We start from the raw sequence: 18,460 nt of genomic DNA on the forward strand, positions 1-18,460 counted from the left end.
GACCTGCGCCGGGTTCTTGCCGTCGCACTCCAGCGAGCCGTTGATGGAGCGGATGGTCTGGCCGAAGCCGGCGCTGTTGACCATGGCGTTGTGGCCGGTCATGGTGCCGGGGCCGTTCTGGGTGTTCCAGTACCAGAGGCCGGTCTTCCAGGCGACGGCCGCGTCGCGCTCCACGCGGTACGGGTCGTTCAGGAGGTTGATGCCGAGGGCGTCGCCCGCGGCCTTGTAGTTGAAGTTCCAGGAGAGCTGGATGGGTCCGCGGCCGTAGTACGCGGCCTGGCCGGCGGGGCAGCCGTAGGACTGGCTCCAGTCGCAGTAGTGCGGGTAGTTGGCGGTGTTCTGCTCGACGATGTGGACCAGGCCACCGGTCTCGTGGCTGACGTTGGCGAGGAAGGCGGCGGCCTCCTGCCGCTTCACCGTGTCGCTTCCGGTGTTGGCGAAGGCGGGATAGGCGCTGAGGGCCGCCGTGAGGCCGCTGTACGTGTAGAAGGAGTTCCGGCTCGGGAACATCTGGTTGAACTGGGCCTCGGAGACGACGAATCCGCCGGCCGGGGGCGGGGTCGTGCCGCCGCCGCTGCATACGCCTTGGTCGGCCCAGACGCCCCACTCGCCGGTCGTGCCGGGGGTCTCGTTCTGGGTCCACCACTTGGCGGACCAGTTGTGGCCGTTGTGCGAGGCGGTCATGCCGCCGGTGTAGACGCTGGAGGAGTTCCAGGGGGTCGCGCAGGCCGCCGCGGCCGCGCCGGTGGCTGCTGAGGCGGGGAGGAGTACGGCCAGACCGACGACCGTACAGAGGGCGGACACGAGTGTGAGCAGACGTCGCAGCATGCGCTCGTCCTTCCGTGGGGGAAGGCCAGCGAAGCGGCTTTGGTCTGGACCTGTCAAGGTCTAGACCAAAGGTTGTGACACTCGGGATCCGATGATTGGTCCGACCTGTCCGGCGGTAGTGGTCAGCGGCGGTTAGCCGCGATCGTCGGCCGCCTTCAGCAGCCGTCAGCGGTCGAGCATGCGCTCCAACAACTGGGCGAGCAGGGCCTGTTCGGCCTTGGAGAGAGGTTCCATCAGCTCGCCCTGCACCCTCGTCAGCACCTCGTCGAGGCGGTCGAGGTGCCTGCGGCCCTTTTCGGTCAGGGTGATGACGTTGCGGCGGCGGTCCTCGGGGTCGGGGGTGCGCTCGACGTGGCCGCGCTCGGCGAGTTCGTTGATGACGGAGACGAGGTCGCTGCGGTAGATGCCCGTGCTGCGGCTCAGGGCCGCCTGGCTGGCCGGGCCGTACTCGTCGAGGGAGACGAGCACCGCGTAGTGCCACTTCCGGGCGTCCTCCTCCGCGAGGCCCGCGCTGACCAGGCGGTCCGCCCGCGCCGCCGTCAGGCCGAGAAGGCGGCTGGGCAGGGCGCGCAGCCGGGCCGGCATCTCGGGCTCGGGCTCGTTCATCTCGCTGCTGGTCATGGTCCGCAGATTACCCCTTGCGTTAGGGCGACGAACGATGTAGCTTCGTTAGTGCAGTAAACGTTAGTCGCCCGAACATTAGGGGAGTGAACGGCATGTCCACGATCAATGTCCTCGGCTCGACGATGTACTACGAGGAGCTCGGCACCGCGTCGGCCTCCGGCGTCCCGCTGGTGTTTCTGCACGGCAACCCCACCTCCTCGCACCTCTGGCGGCACGTACTGCCGGCGATCGGGGGCTCCCGGCGGGTGCTCGCGCCGGATCTGATCGGGATGGGACGCTCGGAAAAGCCCGAGATCGACTACTCCTTCGCTGACCACGCGCGGTATCTGGACGCCTGGATCGACGCGCTCGGGCTCGACGAGGTGGTTCTGGTCGGGACGGACTGGGGCGGGGCGCTCGCCTTCGACTGGGCCGCCCGGCATCCGGAGCGGGTGCAGGGGGTGGCGTTCATGGAGACGATCCTGAAGCCGATGTCCTGGGACGAGTTCCCGGCGGGGGCGCGGAGCCGCTGGGAGGCGATCAAGACGCCGGGGGTCGGCGAGGAGCTGGTCCTCGACAAGAACCTCTTCATCGAGAACTCCTTGAAGCAGACCGTGCTCACCGGCCTGAGCGAGGAGAACCTGGCGGTCTACCGCGCTCCGTACCCGACGCGGGAGAGCAGGCGGCCCATGCTGGAGTGGGCGCGCACGATGCCGCTGGACGGCGAGCCGGCGCAGGCGGTCGCGCGGATCAAGGAGTACGGCGACTGGCTGGCGGACAGCGCCGGGGTGCCGAAGCTGCTGCTGACCTTCGACACGTCGCCGACGCTGATGATCGACGAGGCTGCGGCGGCCTGGTGCGCGGAGCACATATCCGCGCTGGAGACGGTGCACTGCGGCCCGGCGGGCCACCAGGCCCCCGAGGACCGGCCGGAGGAGATCGCGGCAGCGATCACGGCGTGGGCGGACCGGCAGGGACTGGGGGCCTGAGGCCCCGGGGGCTCAGGCCCCGGGGCGCGGGCGCGGGCGGCGCGTCAGATCACCAGGACGATGCGGCCCAGGCGACCGCCGGACTCCGCTCGGCGGTGGGCCTCGGCGGCCTCCTCCAGGGGGAAGACGTCGGCCACGCGGGTGGTGAGCTTGCGCTCGGCCAGACGCTCCAGCATCCCCTTCAGCCGCGCGCCGTCGGAGGTGGTCGCGAACGTGTGGGCCCTGATGTCGCGCTCCGCGACCGGGACCGAGGACGCGTGGCCGGCGATGAAGACGCCGCCGTCCTTGACCACGCGCAACAGCGGGTCGGCGATACGGGCCGGGTCGAAGACGCCGTCCACGCCCTCCGGCGAGTGCCGCAGCACCTCCGCGACGACCGTCTCCGGCTCGCCACGCAGGATGGTGTGCTCCGCGCCGAGCACCTTCAGCTCGCCCTCGCCGCCCTCATGGGAGAGCGCGATGACGCGCAGGCCGCGTTCGGCGGCGTGCTGCACGGCGAAGCGGCCCACGACACCGCTCGCGCCTGAGATGAAGACGGTCGCGCCCTCGGGGAGCGCGAGGTGCTCCAAGGCCTCGTGGGCGGTCTGGGAGCTGAACGGGACGGAAGCCGCGTCGACCACGTCCACCTCGTCGGGAACGGGGGCCAGCCAGGCCGGGTCGACGGTGATGACCTCCGCGTACGTGCCCCGGCCTGGTCGCTGGAACCAGGGGACGAAGCCGGCGACGCGTTGCTTTTCCGCCAGTCCGGGGGCCGGGTCGAGGAGCCGGCCGACGAAGTCGAAGCCCAGCACGAAGGGGAGCCTGAGGTCGGGCATGACGTCGGCGAACTCGCCCGCACGGATCGCAAGATCGGCCTGGTTGACGGTAGTGGCCTTGAGCCGGACGCGTACCTCGCCCGGCACCGCACCGGCCTCCGGTTCGGGACGGTGGGCCGTCCGCAGCACTTCCGGACCGCCGTAGGCGGACACTTCGACCACGCGCATCGGGGTTCCTCTCGGACGGATCGGACGGATCGGACGGATCGTTATGGATCAGGCTGATCGGACGGCAGGCCCCCTCGGGGCCATTGAACCCACCGCCCGCACCACCGGCAACGCGGACGACGCCGGACGGGGAGGGGCGGGGAAGGAGCGGGGAAGGCTCGGGGAAGGAGCGGGGAAGGAGCGGGCGGCGGGAAGCGGAACACCCCGCACCGCCGAATGGGAAGGCGTGACACCGGTGAAGGGGGGCGAACGGTGGTGAGGGGGCAACGGGTGTCTGGCATGCTCTGTCGACGTGGAGCCCTTGAATCCCGAAGACCCGGTAGCCATCGGCCCGTTCCGTCTGCTGGGCCGGCTGGGGGTCGGCGGCATGGGCCGGGTGTTCCTGGCCCGCTCGGAAGGCGGCCGGACCGTGGCGGTCAAGGTCGTGCACGCCGAGCTGGCGGAGCAGGACGAGTTCCGGCGGCGCTTCGCGCGCGAGGTCGCGGCGCTGGAGCGGGTCGGCGGGACCGGCACGACGCCGGTGCTCGGCTCGGACACCTCGGCCGACGCGCCGTGGGTGGCCATCGGGTACGTACCGGGGCCGTCGCTGCGGACCGTGGTGGCCGACGAGTCGGGGCCGCTGCCGCCGCAGTCCGTACGGGGCCTGGCCGCGGGGCTTGCCCGGGCGCTCACCCACGTCCACGCCGCGGGGCTTGTGCACCGCGACCTGAAGCCGTCGAACGTCCTGCTCACCGTGGACGGTCCGCAGATCATCGACTTCGGCATCGCCCGGGCCGTCGACACAGTCACCGACGGCGGCCTGACCAGCACCGGGGCGCTCGTCGGCTCGCCGGGGTTCATGTCGCCGGAGCAGGTGCGCGGGGAGCGGCTGACGCCCGCGTCGGACCTGTTCTGCCTGGGCTCGGTGCTGGTGTACGCGGCGACCGGCCGGGCGCCGTTCGGGACGGTGGACAGCGGCGTGCACGCGACGATGTTCCGGATCGCCCATGACGAGCCCGACCTGACCGGCCTGCCGCCCGAGCTCGCCGGGCTTGCCCGGGCCTGCCTGGCGAAGGACCCGGCGGACCGTCCGTCGGCCGAGGAGCTCGTCGAGACGCTGGCCGTACCCGAGCCGTGGCTCCCGGCGGAGGTTCTCGCCCGGCTCGGCCGGCACGCGGCCCGGGTCCTGGAGGCCGAGGCGGCGGCCACGGCCGCCCCCGCGCCCGGGGACCCGACGCCGCTCCCGTCCGCGCCCCCACGGCGGCGCAAGGGCCCGGTCGCGTTGGTCGCCGCGCTCGCGGTGGCGGCGGCGGCCACGCTCACGTACGTCTTCTGGCCCGATCCGACCACCGGGATCGACGCGCAGAAGGACCGCCCCCGCGACACGAAGTCCGGCGTCGCCGCCCGGCCGGCGGGCATCGTCCCGGCGGCCCTCATCGGCGCGTGGGAGGGCGTGTTGAAGGGCGCCGCGGACGCGCCGTACGAGACGGCCCGCGTCGAGATCGTCCAGGGGGCGGCGGGGGCGAAGGCCGGCATCTACGTGCAGGTCTCCGGCGACCGGCTGTGCATGGGCCGGTCCGTGCTGGTCTCGGCCGACGAGGACAAGGTGGTCCTCGGCGAGTCCGACGTCACCACCAGCGTCCCCGCCGGCCGCTGCACCCCGGCCGCCCATCAGACGCTGACCCTGCGCGGGTCGAACGTCGTGGAGTGGACCTCCGGTGTGGTCAAGGCCACCTTCCGCAAGGCGCGGACCGGCGCGGACGCCGTGCCCGCGGCCTTCGTCGGCCGCTGGCAGGAGGTCCCGTTCCCCGACCTGCCGAAGCACGTGGCGAGCCGCTACGACCGCGGCCTCACCATCACCCAGGGCCCGGTCGGCGCGCCCCTCGTCCGCTTCGAGCAGACGTACCCGCGCACCGACGACCAGGGCAACCTCACCGGCGAGACCTACAGCTGCACCGCCACCGCCGTACTCGGCGGCACGGCCCCCTACCCGATCCTGAGCCCCGAGATCCGCGACCCCGAGGTCTGGGACCAGAAGGAGTGCGCGGAGAACGGCTCCGCGAACCTGCGCATCCAGCGCCGGGACGGCAAGGATCAGCTGCTGATCTACGGCATGACGGCGGACGGGGAGCCTGGCGTGTACGTCCGGCCGTAGGCAGGCCGAAGGGCCCGTCCCCACCGGGGAAACGGGCCCTTCGTACCGCGCTCGTCGTCCTACAGGAACGAGTTGATCTCGATCGTCTCGGTGCGGCCGGGGCCGACGCCGATCGCGGAGATCGGGGCGCCCGACATCTCCTCCAGGGCCTTCACGTACGCCTGCGCGTTCTTCGGCAGGTCGGCGAAGGTCTTGGCCTTGGTGATGTCCTCGGACCAGCCCGGCAGCATCTCGTAGATCGGCTTCGCGTGGTGGAAGTCTGTCTGCGAGTACGGCAGCTCCTCGACGCGCTTGCCGTCGATCTCGTACGCGACGCAGACCGGGATCTGCTCCCAGCCGGTGAGCACGTCGAGCTTGGTGAGGAAGAAGTCGGTCAGGCCGTTGACGCGGGTCGCGTAGCGGGCGATGACCGCGTCGAACCAGCCGCAGCGCCGGTCACGGCCGGTGGTGACACCGCGCTCGCCGCCGATGCGGCGCAGGTCCTCGCCGTCCTGGTCGAACAGCTCGGTCGGGAACGGGCCGGCGCCGACGCGGGTCGTGTACGCCTTGAGAATGCCGATGACCCGGCTGATCTTCGTCGGACCCACGCCCGTACCCGTGCAGGCGCCGCCCGCGGTCGGGTTCGAGGAGGTGACGAAGGGGTACGTGCCGTGGTCGACGTCGAGCAGGGTGCCCTGGCCGCCCTCGAAGAGCACGACCTTGTCCTCGTCCAGCGCGTTGTTGAGGATCAGGGTGGTGTCCGCGACGAACGGCTTGATCTGCTCCGCGTACTGGAGCATCTCCTCGACGATCTGCGCGGCGTCGATCGACCGGCGGTTGTACAGCTTGGCGAGCAGCTGGTTCTTGCCCTCCAGCGCCGCCTCGACCTTCTGGGTGAGGATCGACTCGTCGTACAGGTCCTGGACCCGGATGCCGACGCGGTTGATCTTGTCGGCGTAGGTCGGGCCGATGCCGCGACCGGTGGTGCCGATCTTGCGCTTGCCGAGGAACCGTTCCGTCACCTTGTCGAGGGTGACGTTGTACGGGGTGATCAGGTGAGCGTTACCGCTGATCAGGAGCTTGGACGTGTCGACGCCGCGCTCGTTCAGCCCGCTCAGCTCGGAGAGCAGGACCGCCGGGTCGACGACGACGCCGTTTCCGATGACCGGGGTACACCCCGGCGAGAGGATTCCGGAAGGGAGGAGGTGGAGCGCATACTTCTGGTCGCCTACGACGACCGTGTGGCCGGCATTGTTGCCGCCCTGGTAACGCACCACATAGTCCACGGATCCACCGAGGAGGTCGGTGGCCTTTCCCTTGCCCTCGTCACCCCACTGAGCACCGAGCAGCACAAGTGCGGGCACAGGCGTACACCCCTTCCGGGCGGGGCAAGACCAAGGTCAGGGGGCCACAGCCTTGCCTGAGTCTTCGGTCCGGTTGCCCCGGAATAGACGAAGCCCCTGGCGCAATAGCGCAAGGGGCTCTTGCACAAAGATGCTACCCGAGGAAGGACCGAGGTGTCGGCTCACGACCAGCTGCTGGTGGTCATCGACCCGGTCGCCCGCCGAAGTGACGGCGAGTCCGTACGGATCGCGAAAGATGTGTTGTGCGCAGCGGCGGAAACGAAAATCTGCCTGCCGGACAGCCCCGAGGAATTCGCCCGGGCCCTGGCCCGGCGGGGTTCGCGCCGCCCCGTCGTGGTCGGCGACGACCGGACGCTGCTACGGACGGTGACGCTGTTGCATCGGGAGCGTGAGCTCGCCGACGGCGCGCTCTCGGTCGTCCCGATCGGCGCGCCGGGATCACTCGAACTGACCAGGTCGCTCGGCGTGCCGCCGGGCGCGGTGGCGGCGGCGCGGGCGGTCGTCGACGGGGTGGTGCGCCGTCTGGACCTGCTGGTCGACGACGGCGACGGCGTGGTGCTCGGCGGCGTGCGGATCCCGGCGACGCCGGGCCGGGTCGCCCTGCGCGAGCCGCTGCCCGCGACGGTGTGGAGCACGCTGGTACGGACGCTGGTCCGCACGGTCCCGGCCCAGGGCGGCATCCGCACACACCGGCTGCGGGTGGAGGCGGACGGGGTCCTGCTCACCGACGTGGACGAGCCGGTGGAGGCGGTGACGGTCCGCTCCCTGGGAGGCGTAGCGGAAATCCTCGTCCGCCCCCCGAACGCCCCACCGGTACGAGCAGAGGCCCGCACCCTCACGGTGACCGGCGGCCCCGAGTTCCGCTACCACGCGGATTCCCGCACCTCACCCCCCATCCACCACCGCACCTGGACGGTCCGAGAGAACGCCTGGAGCCTGACCCTGCCGGCCCTTCCGGCCGGGGCGGGTGAGTCATGACCTGCCCGTAGTGACGTGCCCGCCGCGCTCCTCGACCGGCTCGCGGCGGGTCAGCCCGAGATCGCTCCGCCCGTCTGAGCCGCGCGGTGTTCGCGCCAGCGGTCCATCGTGGCGAGCATCTCCTTCTGGAGGAACTCGAAGAACTCGGCCGTCTCGGCCGTGCGGGCGCCCGCCGCCGTGTCGGGGCCCAGGATCTCCGCGCCGTCGCGCAGGACCTTCTCCCAGCGGGTCAGGATCTGGTCGCGGCGGGTGAAGGTCTCGTACCAGACGCCGTTGTGGAGGACGTAGCGGTCGCGGCGGGTGCCGGGGTCGCGTTCGCGGCTGACCAGGCCGACCTGGGTGAGGTAGCGGATCGCGCCCGAGACGGCCGCGGGGCTGATCTGGAGCTGTTCGGCCAGTTCGGCCGAGGTCAGGGCGCCCGGCTCGGAGGCGAGCAGGGCCGCGAAGACACGGGCCGCCATGCGCTGCATGCCGGCCTCGGTCAGTTCGGCGGCGAAGCGTTCTACGAAGCGGGCCACTTCTTCTGCGTTGCTGCTGGTCATGCCTGTCATCGTCTCCCTCGCTCGCCCTGACGCCTCGACTTTATACGCTTTCTTAACTTCACAACTTTGTGAAAGTAGCGTACGTTCTGAAGCATGACGAAGGCAATCACCGTCGCCGGACTGCACAAGTCGTTCGGGCGGACGCACGCGCTGGACGGCCTCGACCTCACCGTCGAGACCGGCGAGGTCCACGGCTTCCTCGGCCCCAACGGGGCCGGGAAGTCCACCACCATCCGGGTCCTCCTCGGACTGCTGCGCGCCGACTCCGGCGCGGCCCAGCTCCTCGGCCGGGACCCCTGGCAGGACGCTGTCGAACTGCACCGCCGCATCGCGTACGTCCCCGGCGACGTGACGCTGTGGCGCAACCTCTCCGGCGGCGAGGTCATCGACCTGTTCGGGCGGCTGCGCGGGGGCCTGGACAAGGCGCGGCGGGCCGAGCTGATCGAGCGGTTCGAACTCGACCCGACCAAGAAGGGCCGCACGTACTCCAAGGGCAACCGCCAGAAGGTCGCCCTCGTCGCCGCCTTCGCCTCCGACGTCGACCTGCTCATCCTCGACGAGCCCACCAGCGGCCTGGACCCGCTGATGGAGGAGGTCTTCCAGAGCTGCGTCGAGCAGGCCCGCGACCGGGGCGCGACGGTGCTCCTCTCCAGCCACATCCTCAGCGAGGTCGAGACCCTCTGCGACCGGGTCAGCATCATCCGCAAGGGCCGCACGGTGGAGAGCGGTTCGCTCGCGGAGCTGCGCCACCTCACCCGTACCAGCGTCAGCGCCGAGCTCGCCGGCGCCCCGAACGGGCTCGCCCACCTGCCCGGCGTGCACGACCTCGACGTACAGGGCCGCAGGGTCCGGCTCCAGGTCGACACCGACAAGCTCGACGCGGTCCTGCGCTCCCTCACCGAGTCCGGGGTGCGCTCGCTGACCAGCACCCCGCCCACCCTGGAGGAGCTGTTCCTCCGTCACTACGCGGACGACGAGGCGATGGCGCGATGAGCACGCTCACGGTTCCCCTGACCGGCGCCGGCAGCCTGGCCCGGCTCGCGCTGCGGCGCGACCGGCTGATGATGCCGCTGTGGGCCCTGGTCGTCGGCGGCATGGTCGCCAGCGGGGTCGGCTCCCTGGAGAGCCTGTACGGCACCCCCGCCGCACGCGCCCAGCTCGCCGCGTCGATGAACGCCAACAGCTCGCTCCGGTCGCTGTACGGGCCGGTCTTCGCGGACTCCCTCGGCGGCCTGGTCGCCTGGCGGTTCGGGGTCTTCGCCGCGACGCTCGCGGCCGTGATGAGCCTGATCATCGTCGTCCGGCACACCCGGGAGGAAGAGGAGACGGGCCGTCAGGAGATGCTCTCCGCCGGAGCGGTGGGGCGTCGCGCCCCGCTGACGGCGGCGCTCCTCGCTGCGCTGGTCGCCAACACCGCCGTCGCACTGATCGTCACCGCAGGACTGGCCGGCCAGGGCGCGGGCGGCGCGCTCGCCCTCGGGCTCGCGGTGGGCGGCACCGGCATGCTGTTCGCCGCCACGGCCGCGATCGTCGCCCAGCTCACGGAGAGCGCGCGGCTCGCGAAGGGGCTGACGGGGGCGGTGCTGGGGCTGGCCTTCGTGCTGCGGGCGGCGGGTGACGCGGGGACGGCTGGGGGCACCTCCCAGGACGGAGTCCTAGGGGGAGGCTCGTCCGTGTTGACGTGGGTCTCGCCTATCGGGTGGGCGGAGAACGTACGGGCGTACGGCGGCGAGCGCTGGTGGGTGCTGCTGCTGATCGCTGCGGCCGTGCTCGTCCAGACGGTGCTCGCGTACGCGCTGACCGGCCGGCGCGACGTCGGCATGAGCTTCCTGCCGACCCGGCCGGGCCCGGCCGAGGGGCGGCTCGCCACTGCGGGCGGCCTCGCGTGGCGGCTGCAGCGCGGCAGCGTGCTCGGCTGGTCGCTCGGGTTCCTCGCGGTCGGCGTGGTCTTCGGCGGGATGGTCGAGGGCGCGGCGGACATCGTCGGGGACAACGAGCAGGCGAAGCAGATCTTCGAGCGGATGGGCGGGCAGAGCGCCCTGACGGACGCCTTCCTCGCCACGATGGTCGGCCTGTTCGGGATGATCGCGGCGCTGTACGTGGTCGGCTCGGTGCTGCGGCTGAACGGCGAGGAGACCTCGCAGCGCGCCGAACCGCTCCTTGCGAACGCGCTGGGCCGGCTGCGGTGGGCGGCCGGACACCTGGTGATCGCGTTCGGCGGGGCGGCGCTGATCATGAGCCTGGCGGCGGTGGGACTGTACGTCTCGTACGGCCGTGACTTCGGGGCGATCCTCGGGGCGGCGCTGGCCCAACTGCCCGCGATCTGGCTGCTCGGGGGCCTGGCGGTGCTGCTCTGGGGGGCGGTGCCGAAGGCGGCGGCAGCCGCCTGGGGCGCGGCGGGTCTCGCCCTGGTCCTGGGGTGGATCGGCCCGGCACTGAACCTGCCGCAGGCGGTGCTGGACGTGTCGCCCTTCGGGCACCTGCCGAAGTTGCCGGGGCCGACGATGGAGTGGACGCCGCTTGTGGTGCTCACCGCGATCGCCGTGGCCCTCACGGCGGCCGGCCTGTGGCGGCTGCGCCACCGGGACGTGGCCTGCTGAACCGGGGCCCAAGCCCCCCGGGGTGACCGGTGCCCGTACGGGCACCCGTCACCGGGCGTTGTGCCCACCCGTTCCTCCCCCAAGGACTTCGTCCCGGGCGGACCCCCACAGCGGAACGAATGCCCACAACGGGGGGCGTCAGAGCTCTACCAGCAGCTTCTCGAAGCCCCTGATCACATAGCCCGGCTTCCATACCGGGTCCTCCGCGAGGCGCAACGACGGCGCGCGGTGGAGCAGTTCGGCGAAGATCGCGGACAGCTCCACGCGCGCCAGCGGTGCGCCCAGGCAGTAGTGGATGCCCGCGCCGAAGGTGATGTGGGGGTTGTCCTCGCGGGTCAGGTCCAGGGCGTCGGCGGTCGGGCCGAAGCGGGCCGGGTCCCGGTTGGCGGAGCCGAAGAGCAGGGCCACCTCCGAGCCGCGCGGGATCACCTGGCCGCCGATCTCGATGTCGTCGAGCACCCAGCGCTCGAACATCTGGAGCGGAGTGTCGTACCGGAGCAGTTCTTCCACAGCTGTGGACAACTTTCCGGGATCCGGACGGGCGCCCTCCTTCAGCAGCGTCCACCAGCCGTTGACCGTGGTGTTCACCGTGGCCTCGTGGCCCGCGTTCAGGAGCAGCACGCAGGTGGAGATCATCTCCTGCTCGGTCAGCTCCTCGACGCCGATCAAGCCCGAGATGAGGTCGTCGCCCGGGGTCTTCCGCCGGCGCGCGATCAACTCCCGGAGATAGTCGGAGAATTCGATCGAGGCCTGCACCGCCCGCCGGGCCGTCTCCTCCGACGGGTTCAGCTCGAACATCCCGCAGATCGCGGCCGACCAGGGCCGCAGCATCCCCCGTTCCTCGTCCTCCTCCGGGATCCCCAGCATCTCGGCGATCACCGCGACGGGCAGCGGCTCCGCCACGTCCGCCAGCAGATCGCCGCCGCCCCGCTCCACCAGGTCCCCGACCAGATCGGCGGCGAGCCGCCGTACCGTCGGCGCCAGCTGCTCCACCGTCCTCGGCGTGAACGCCTTCGAGACGAGTCGCCGGATCCGGGTGTGATCCGCCGCCTCGAGATCGAGCAGCCCGTGGTCGTTGAGGGTGTGGAAGGGCTCGTGCGCCGCGTCCGGGGCCTCTCGGCCGAACTCCTCGTGGGTGAAGCGATGCGTGTACGTACGGCCGAGCCGCCGGTCCCGCAGGAGCGCCGAGACGTCCTCGTAGTGCGGGATCAGCCACTGCCGGGTCGGCGCGTACCAGTGGGCGCGGCCCGCCGCCCGCAGTTCGGCGTAGGCGGGGTAGGGGTCGGCGACGAACTCCGGTGACCAGGGGTCGAAAGCAGCATCCATGGCTGGACGCTACCCGCCCACCTGCACCAGTCTCGCCTCGTACGCGAACACCGCCGCCTGTGTCCGGTCCCGCAGGCCCAGCTTCACCAGGATCCGGCTCACATGCGTCTTGATCGTCGACTCGGCCACCACCAGGTGGTCGGCGATCTCCGCGTTCGACAGGCCCTGCGCGATCAACACGAGCACCTCCGTCTCGCGCTCCGTCAGCTCCCCGATCTGCGAGAGCGCCGGCGGCCGCGGCGATTCGGCCGCCTTCGCGAACTCGGTGATCAGCCGCTTCGTCACGGTCGGCGCCAGCAGCGCCTCGCCCGCCGCGACCACCCGCACTCCCTCGGCCAGCTGCCGGGCCGAGGCGTCCTTCAGCAGGAAGCCCGACGCCCCGGCGCGCAGCGCCTGGTACACGTACTCGTCGAGGTCGAAGGTGGTCAGGACGAGCACCTTCGCCTCCGGGTTGGCCGCGACGATCGCCCTGGTCGCCTCGATGCCGTTCAGCTCCGGCATCCGGATGTCCATCAGCACCACGTCAGGACGGAGCGCCGCCGTCTGCGCGATCGCCTCCCGCCCGTCGACCGCCTCGCCGACGACCTCGATGTCCGGCATCGCGCCGAGCAGCACCGAGAAGCCCTCGCGGACCATCATCTGGTCGTCGACGATCAGCACCCTGATCACTGGTCCGTCTCCTCACGCGTCACGGGGATGAACGCCGTGACCTCGTAGCCGCCGTCCTCGGTCGGCTCGGACGTCATCTCGCCGCTCAGCATCGACACCCGCTCCCGCATCCCGGTGATGCCGTGCCCAGCCCCCGGGGAGGCTTTCACAAGACCCCTCGCCGGGCCGTTGACGATCCGCAGGCCCAGGCCGCCGAGGACGTACGACACCTCCACCTTCGCCCCGGCCCCCGGCGCGTGCCGCAGCACATTGCTCAGCGCCTCCTGCACGATCCGGTACGCCGACAGCTCCACGCCCTGCGGCAGCTCGCGCACCGCGCCGGTCACCGTCTTCTCGACGTCGAGCCCTGCCTCGCGGACGTTGCCGATCAGCCTCTCCAGATCGGCGAGCGTCGGCTGCGGGGCGTCGGGGGCCTCGTAGTCCTCCGCCCGGACGACCCCGAGGACGCGGCGCAGCTCGGTCAGCGCGGCCACCGCGTTCTCCCGGATGGTGGCGAAGGCCTGCTCCAGCTCCGGCGGCGGGTTCTCCACCCGGTACGGGGCGGCCTCCGCCTGGATGGCGACCACCGACATGTGGTGCGCGACCACGTCGTGCAGCTCGCGCGCGATGGTGGTCCGCTCCTCCAGGAGGGTCCGCTTCGACCGCTCCACGGCGGTCACGGTCTGCTGGGCGGTGACCTCGGCCGCTGCCTGGCGGCGCACCTGGAGGACGGTGACGACCAGCAGGGCGACCGCGGAGAAGAACAGCAGCTGCGGGGAGTCCCCGCCGATCCCGACGCCGAGGAACATCTGCACGAAGAACGCGTAGCCCGCGGTCACGAGCCACATCCAGCCCGCGGTCCGCGGCCGGGTGCGCGCCGCGACCACGATGAGCACGACGAAATGGCCGGCGAAGGCGTTCGGCGACCACGGCCAGCCGTCCCAGTACGAGCCGAGCATGCCCATGAACGGGGTGATGCCCAGCGAGGCCCAGAAGGCCAGCACCGGACGGACGAGGGACAGCAGCACGACGACGGGCGGCAGGCACACGTACAGGGCGGCCACGGGCCCGCCCACACCGGCGGTGTCCACGCCGATGAAGAAGACCATCAAGGCGCAGAAGGCCACGACCGCGTGCGGGAGGTAGCCGGTGTACGCGCGTATGCGCTCCGGGAGGTACCGGGTGAAGGCCCGGTCCACGTCCATCCGGGGCAGCGGCCGGTACGCGAAGGCGTTGTGGAAGAGGTCCTGCCGCAGCCCGCCGAGCGCGCCCATGGCCAGGCGGAACTCGGGGCTGCGGCTCTTGTCGCGGGGGATGCGGGTCGTCTCGGTCACGTCAGCCAAGGTACGGGGGCGGCGGGGGGCGGGTCGTCCGGCTGAGTGCGGATCCTTCGGCGTCCGTCGCAGGTACTACGCGGTCGCACGGGGGCTGAGCAGAAGGTCAGCCGCACGGGGGCTGAGCGGGACGTCAGGCGCACGGGGCTGAGCAGGACGTCAGGCGCACGGGGGCTGAGCGGGACGTCAGTACCCCGTCGGCCGCACCAGCCCCGTCTCGTACGCGAAGACCGCCGCCTGCGTGCGGTCGCGCGCCCCCAGCTTCACCAGGATCCGGCCCACGTGCGTCTTCACCGTCTGCTCGGCCACGACCAGCTGCCCCGCGATCTCCGCGTTCGACAGGCCCTGCGCGATCAGCGCGAGCACCTCCGTCTCGCGCTCCGTCAGATCCCCCACCCGCCGCATCGACGGGGCCCGCGGCGGCTCCCCGCTCAGCCGGGAGAACTCGGCGATCAGCCGGCGGGTGACCCCCGGGGCCAGCAGCGCGTCGCCCGCCGCGACGACCCGGACCGCCTCCGCCAGCTGGTCCGCCGAGGCGTCCTTCAGCAGGAAGCCGGACGCGCCGGCGCGCAGCGCCTCGTACACGTACTCGTCCAGGTCGAAGGTGGTCAGCACCAGGACGCGGATCTCCGGGTGGGCGGCGGTGATCCGGCGGGTCGCCTCGATGCCGCCGAGCTCCGGCATCCGGATGTCCATCAGGACGACGTCCGGCAGCTTCTCGGCGACCCGCGAGACGGCGTCGAGGCCGTCCACCGCCTGGCCGACGACCTCCAGGTCCGGCTCGGCGTTCAGCAGCACCGTGAAACCCTGCCGCACCATCATCTGGTCGTCCGCGATCAGCACCCGGATCGGCCCGCCCGTACTGCTCGTCCCACTCGTCCCGCCGGTATCGCTCGTCATCCCGTCTCCCCCTCCGTCGGCAGGAACGCCGACACCTCGTAACCGCCGTCGGGCGTCGGCCCGGCGGCCAGCTCGCCGCCCAGCATCGCGGTGCGCTCCCGCATCCCGAGCAGCCCGTGCCCGGCGCCCGGTCCGCCGTGGCCCGCCCGACCGCCCTTCCCCGGCGCGGAGTTGACGACCCGGACGCCCAGCCCCGGCCCGGCGTACGCGAGCTCCACCCGGGCGACCGCGCCCGGCGCGTGCCGGATCGCGTTGCTCAGCGCCTCCTGCACGATCCGGTACGCCGACAGCTCCACGCCCGGCGGGGAGGGCCGCCGCTCCCCGACGACCCGGCAGGTCACGTCGAGCCCGGCCGCGCGGGCGTTGTCGAGCAGGGCGTCCAGCCGGTCGAGGGTCGGCAGCGGCGCGTGCGGCATGGTCTCCTCCGCCCCGTCCGGCCCCTCCGCCCGCAACACGCCCAGGACGCGGCGCAGTTCGGTCAGGGCGTCGAGCGCGTTCTGCCGGATGCCCGCGAGGTTCTCCCGGAGCTCCTCGGGCGGATCCTTCACCAGGAGCGGGGCGACCTGCGCCTGGATGGATATCACCGACATGTGGTGGGCGACGACGTCGTGCAGCTCGCGCGCGATCCGGCTGCGCTCCTCCAGGACCGTGCGGCGGGTGCGCTCCTCCGCCGTCAGCACCTCCTGCTCGACGAGCCGGGCGCCCGCCTCGCGGCGGCCGCGCAGCGACGCGCCGACGACGACCACCACGCCGAACGCCACGGCCGCGTACGACACCGTCGAGAAGTGCGGGTGGTCCCCCGTGAGCGATTCGAGCACCGGGCCGACGAGCAGGCTGAGCAGCAGCGCCTCGCCGGTCACCCGGACCCTGACCCGCAGCGACACCAGCAGCAGCACCAGCGCGTGGGCCAGCAGCCCGCCGATCGGCCACGGCCAGGGCCCGTCCTGGAACCACGGCCAGACCGGCCCGCCTTCGGGCGCGCCGTACGACTTCGCCGTCACGGCGACCACGACGGCGAGGGTCAGCGACAGCCACAGCGCGTTCAGCGGGCGGAAGAGCGCGACCACGACGCAGCCGAGCTGGGCGACGGCCAGCACCACGGCCACCACCGCGCTCACGCCGAGCCGGGAGGTGAACTCCTTGGTCTCGAAGGCGGCGAGCGCCCCGGCGAGGATCACCACGAGACCGTGCGGCAGCCACCGCAGCCAGCGCAGTGCCCACGGTCCGCGCGGCCCGCTGAGCGGGGGCAGCCGGTCGGGGCCGGTCGCGCCGAGGTCGGCGCGCAGGGCCCGCCAGACTTCGGAAACGGTCGTCACGAGCACCACCCTAAGCATGGGTGGCTTCCCTCCTTCGGGTGACTCGGGAAGGAGAGACGGCAACACGACTCCGGCCACGCTGCTGCTCGTTGCGGCCCCGCTCCCCCGTCTCGTACGCCCGGAACGCCGTCCAGCAGACCGCGAGCGCAAGCGCGAACACCGGCAGCCAGGCCAGCCGCGCCAGGATCCAGTCCACGCCCTCCGGCGTCGTGTGCAGCCCGGCCAGCGGCCGGCCGGCCAGCAGGCCCGTCGCGGTGACCGCCATCATCGCCGTCTGGTGCCACAGGAAGACCGTCATCGCGGAGAGGTTGAGCAGCGCGATCGCCGCCCACGCCAGCGGCCTGCGCATCGCCCGGCGCAGCGGTCCGAGCAGCATCAGCGCGAGACCGCACTGTGCGAGACCGAAGCAGACGGCCGCGAGCGTCGGCGGGTTGAGGTTGGACACCTCGGCCCCGGGCACCCCGACCATCGAGGCCGGATAGCCGGCCCAGACGATCAGCGCCGCGGTCGCCGCCGCGCCGCACACCAGCAGGTTCCGGCCCGTGCGCCGGCCCAGTCCGCCGCGCGCCCACAGCGCCCCGAGCGTGTACGGGACGAGCCAGCCGGCCGCCACGTTGATCCAGCCGAGCTCCTGCAATCCGTCGAAGCCGAAGCGGATCAGGTCCACATGGGCCACGACCGCGAGCGGCCAGAGCGGATGGAGCCGGACGACCAGCGGGGTCGCGGCGGTCAGGGCGGTGAACACCAGCAGGAACCAGAGCGGGGAGAGCACCAGTTTCCCCAGGGTGTGGACGGTCTGCGGCTCCGCGCCGGAGAGCAGCATCAGGGCCGCGGCCGCCGTCCACACCACAAGCACCGCGACGACCGGCCGGAACAGCCGCGCGGTCCGGGCCGTCAGCCAGGTCCGGTAGTCCGTGCCGCGCTCCCGCGCCGCCAGGTAGCTCCGCACGCCGACATGGCCGCCGACCAGGAAGAACACCGCCAGCGTCTGGAACACCCAGGAGATCGGGGTGAGTTCCGGGAGGTAGTGGAGCGGGCTGGCGGTCCGCAGGGTGCCGGTGTCGGAGACGAGCGCGGTGACCAACCAGTGGCCGAGGACGACTCCGAGGATGGCCAGGGCGCGCAGCGCGTCGACGGCCCGGTCCCGGTCGGGCGGGGTGGCCGCGTCGATGCGGCGGGCCAGGGTGCTCAGGCTGGTCATGCGAGTTCCCCCTTCACGATGCGGGCGATGCTGCGCAGCGGTACGGTCCCGGCCTCCAGGTAGTCGCCGTGGCCGCCGTCCCCGGCGGCGAACGGCCGTGCTCCGAAGCCTGGTTCGGCCGGATCCGGGCCGAGGCCGAGCGTCGTGCCGAAGAGTTCGACCTGCGCGTGCGGCACGCTCGCGATCCAGTCGCCGGAGGCCCGCCCGGCCCACACGCGTGCCGGCGTCGCGAGCGCGGCGGCCGAGTCGGCGCCGGTGCCGGGGCTGCCGTACAGGACGAGGTCGGTGACGTCGAGGCCGCGCGCGGCGCGGCCGCAGACCACGGAGCCGTACGAGTGGCAGAGCGCGGATATCGCCGCGTCCGGGTTGAACGTCCTCAACTGGCTTATGAACGCGCGCAGTTCCGGTGCGGCCTCGTCGGCGCGCCCGGGGGTGAGCACCTCGGGGCCGACGGTGTCCGGGGTGTCGTAGCCGAGCCAGGCCACCACCGCCGCGTCCGGCCCGAGCTCCGCGCTCAACGCGGCCGCGCCGCGCCGGAACCGGCCGCCGTACGTGTCGAGGTTGACGTCCGAGCCGGGGACGACGACGGCGATCCGCCGGGCCTTCTCCAGGTCGCCGAACACCTCGACGATGCGGCCGGTGCCGTGCCCCTCGAAGGCGAGCAGCTCGCGGTCGGCGGCGGCCAGGGCGCGCAGCCGGCCGGCGCGCTTGCGGTCGCCGTGCGCCTCGGCCGCG

At 72.3% G+C, this 18,460-nt stretch carries 17 protein-coding genes; 5 read left to right on the forward strand and 12 right to left on the reverse strand.

What is annotated here, in order from left to right; genetic code table 11:
* Positions 1 to 828, reverse strand: an 828-nt coding sequence (locus VIU94_RS23570; RefSeq protein ID WP_331913864.1) for a glycoside hydrolase family 19 protein, incomplete at its 3' end; no start/stop codon positions are given.
* A gap of 165 nt (positions 829 to 993) precedes the next feature.
* Positions 994 to 1,449, reverse strand: coding sequence for a MarR family winged helix-turn-helix transcriptional regulator (locus VIU94_RS23575; RefSeq protein WP_331913865.1), 456 nt, complete (start codon positions 1,447 to 1,449; stop codon positions 994 to 996).
* Between the two features lie 95 nt (positions 1,450 to 1,544).
* Here VIU94_RS23575 and VIU94_RS23580 point away from each other — a divergent pair, with 95 nt between their 5' ends.
* Positions 1,545 to 2,420 (forward strand): haloalkane dehalogenase, encoded by an 876-nt coding sequence (locus VIU94_RS23580; RefSeq protein WP_331913866.1) that lies wholly within the window; start codon positions 1,545 to 1,547, stop codon positions 2,418 to 2,420.
* 44 nt (positions 2,421 to 2,464) lie between these two features.
* On the opposite strand, the gene VIU94_RS23585 is transcribed toward VIU94_RS23580, so the two are convergent.
* Positions 2,465 to 3,403, reverse strand: coding sequence for an NADP-dependent oxidoreductase (locus VIU94_RS23585; RefSeq protein WP_331913867.1), 939 nt, complete (start codon positions 3,401 to 3,403; stop codon positions 2,465 to 2,467).
* A gap of 292 nt (positions 3,404 to 3,695) precedes the next feature.
* Between VIU94_RS23585 and VIU94_RS23590 the strand changes: the two genes are divergently transcribed.
* Entirely contained in the window at positions 3,696 to 5,537 is a 1,842-nt protein-coding gene (locus tag VIU94_RS23590) for a serine/threonine-protein kinase (protein WP_331913868.1), read from the forward strand.
* Positions 5,538 to 5,596: 59 nt separating this feature from the next.
* Here the strand turns inward: VIU94_RS23590 and VIU94_RS23595 are convergent, their stop codons facing one another.
* Positions 5,597 to 6,880: an adenylosuccinate synthase gene (locus tag VIU94_RS23595; protein ID WP_331913869.1), complete on the reverse strand. Its 1,284-nt coding sequence runs from the start codon at positions 6,878 to 6,880 to the stop codon at positions 5,597 to 5,599.
* A 153-nt stretch (positions 6,881 to 7,033) separates the two neighbouring features.
* On the opposite strand from VIU94_RS23595, the gene VIU94_RS23600 reads away from it, so the two are divergent.
* Positions 7,034 to 7,858, forward strand: a complete 825-nt coding sequence (locus VIU94_RS23600) for a diacylglycerol kinase (RefSeq protein WP_331913870.1) — start codon at positions 7,034 to 7,036, stop codon at positions 7,856 to 7,858.
* 50 nt (positions 7,859 to 7,908) lie between these two features.
* Here VIU94_RS23600 and VIU94_RS23605 read toward each other — a convergent pair whose 3' ends face one another.
* Complete coding sequence (locus VIU94_RS23605; protein ID WP_331913871.1) at positions 7,909 to 8,409, reverse strand: GbsR/MarR family transcriptional regulator; 501 nt, start codon at positions 8,407 to 8,409, stop codon at positions 7,909 to 7,911.
* A gap of 84 nt (positions 8,410 to 8,493) precedes the next feature.
* Here VIU94_RS23605 and VIU94_RS23610 point away from each other — a divergent pair, with 84 nt between their 5' ends.
* Complete coding sequence (locus VIU94_RS23610; RefSeq protein WP_331913872.1) at positions 8,494 to 9,393, forward strand: ABC transporter ATP-binding protein; 900 nt, start codon at positions 8,494 to 8,496, stop codon at positions 9,391 to 9,393.
* Positions 9,390 to 11,000, forward strand: a complete 1,611-nt coding sequence (locus tag VIU94_RS23615) for an ABC transporter permease (protein WP_331913873.1) — start codon at positions 9,390 to 9,392, stop codon at positions 10,998 to 11,000. The genes VIU94_RS23610 and VIU94_RS23615 overlap by 4 nt, the downstream gene beginning before the upstream one ends.
* A gap of 138 nt (positions 11,001 to 11,138) precedes the next feature.
* Here the strand turns inward: VIU94_RS23615 and VIU94_RS23620 are convergent, their stop codons facing one another.
* The 7 genes from VIU94_RS23620 to VIU94_RS23650 form a co-directional block, all read right to left on the reverse strand.
* A complete protein-coding gene (locus VIU94_RS23620) occupies positions 11,139 to 12,326 on the reverse strand; it encodes a cytochrome P450 (RefSeq protein WP_331913874.1) in 1,188 nt (395 codons plus the stop codon).
* Between the two features lie 9 nt (positions 12,327 to 12,335).
* Complete coding sequence (locus VIU94_RS23625; RefSeq protein WP_414720994.1) at positions 12,336 to 12,995, reverse strand: response regulator; 660 nt, start codon at positions 12,993 to 12,995, stop codon at positions 12,336 to 12,338.
* Complete coding sequence (locus VIU94_RS23630) at positions 12,992 to 14,317, reverse strand: sensor histidine kinase (RefSeq protein ID WP_331913875.1); 1,326 nt, start codon at positions 14,315 to 14,317, stop codon at positions 12,992 to 12,994. The genes VIU94_RS23625 and VIU94_RS23630 overlap by 4 nt, the downstream gene beginning before the upstream one ends.
* Before the next feature lie 177 nt (positions 14,318 to 14,494).
* A complete protein-coding gene (locus VIU94_RS23635; RefSeq protein ID WP_331913876.1) occupies positions 14,495 to 15,208 on the reverse strand; it encodes a response regulator in 714 nt (237 codons plus the stop codon).
* Entirely contained in the window at positions 15,205 to 16,542 is a 1,338-nt protein-coding gene (locus VIU94_RS23640; RefSeq protein ID WP_414720995.1) for a sensor histidine kinase, read from the reverse strand. The genes VIU94_RS23635 and VIU94_RS23640 overlap by 4 nt, the downstream gene beginning before the upstream one ends.
* Complete coding sequence (locus VIU94_RS23645) at positions 16,535 to 17,725, reverse strand: acyltransferase family protein (RefSeq protein WP_331913878.1); 1,191 nt, start codon at positions 17,723 to 17,725, stop codon at positions 16,535 to 16,537. Before VIU94_RS23645 ends, VIU94_RS23640 begins: the two co-directional genes overlap by 8 nt.
* On the reverse strand, positions 17,722 to 18,460 hold a 739-nt coding region (locus VIU94_RS23650; protein WP_331913879.1), incomplete at its 5' end, for an alpha/beta hydrolase. The genes VIU94_RS23650 and VIU94_RS23645, both read right to left, overlap by 4 nt.

Origin of the sequence: Streptomyces sp., from assembly GCF_036566765.1 — a bacterium.
Lineage (GTDB): Bacteria > Actinomycetota > Actinomycetes > Streptomycetales > Streptomycetaceae > Streptomyces.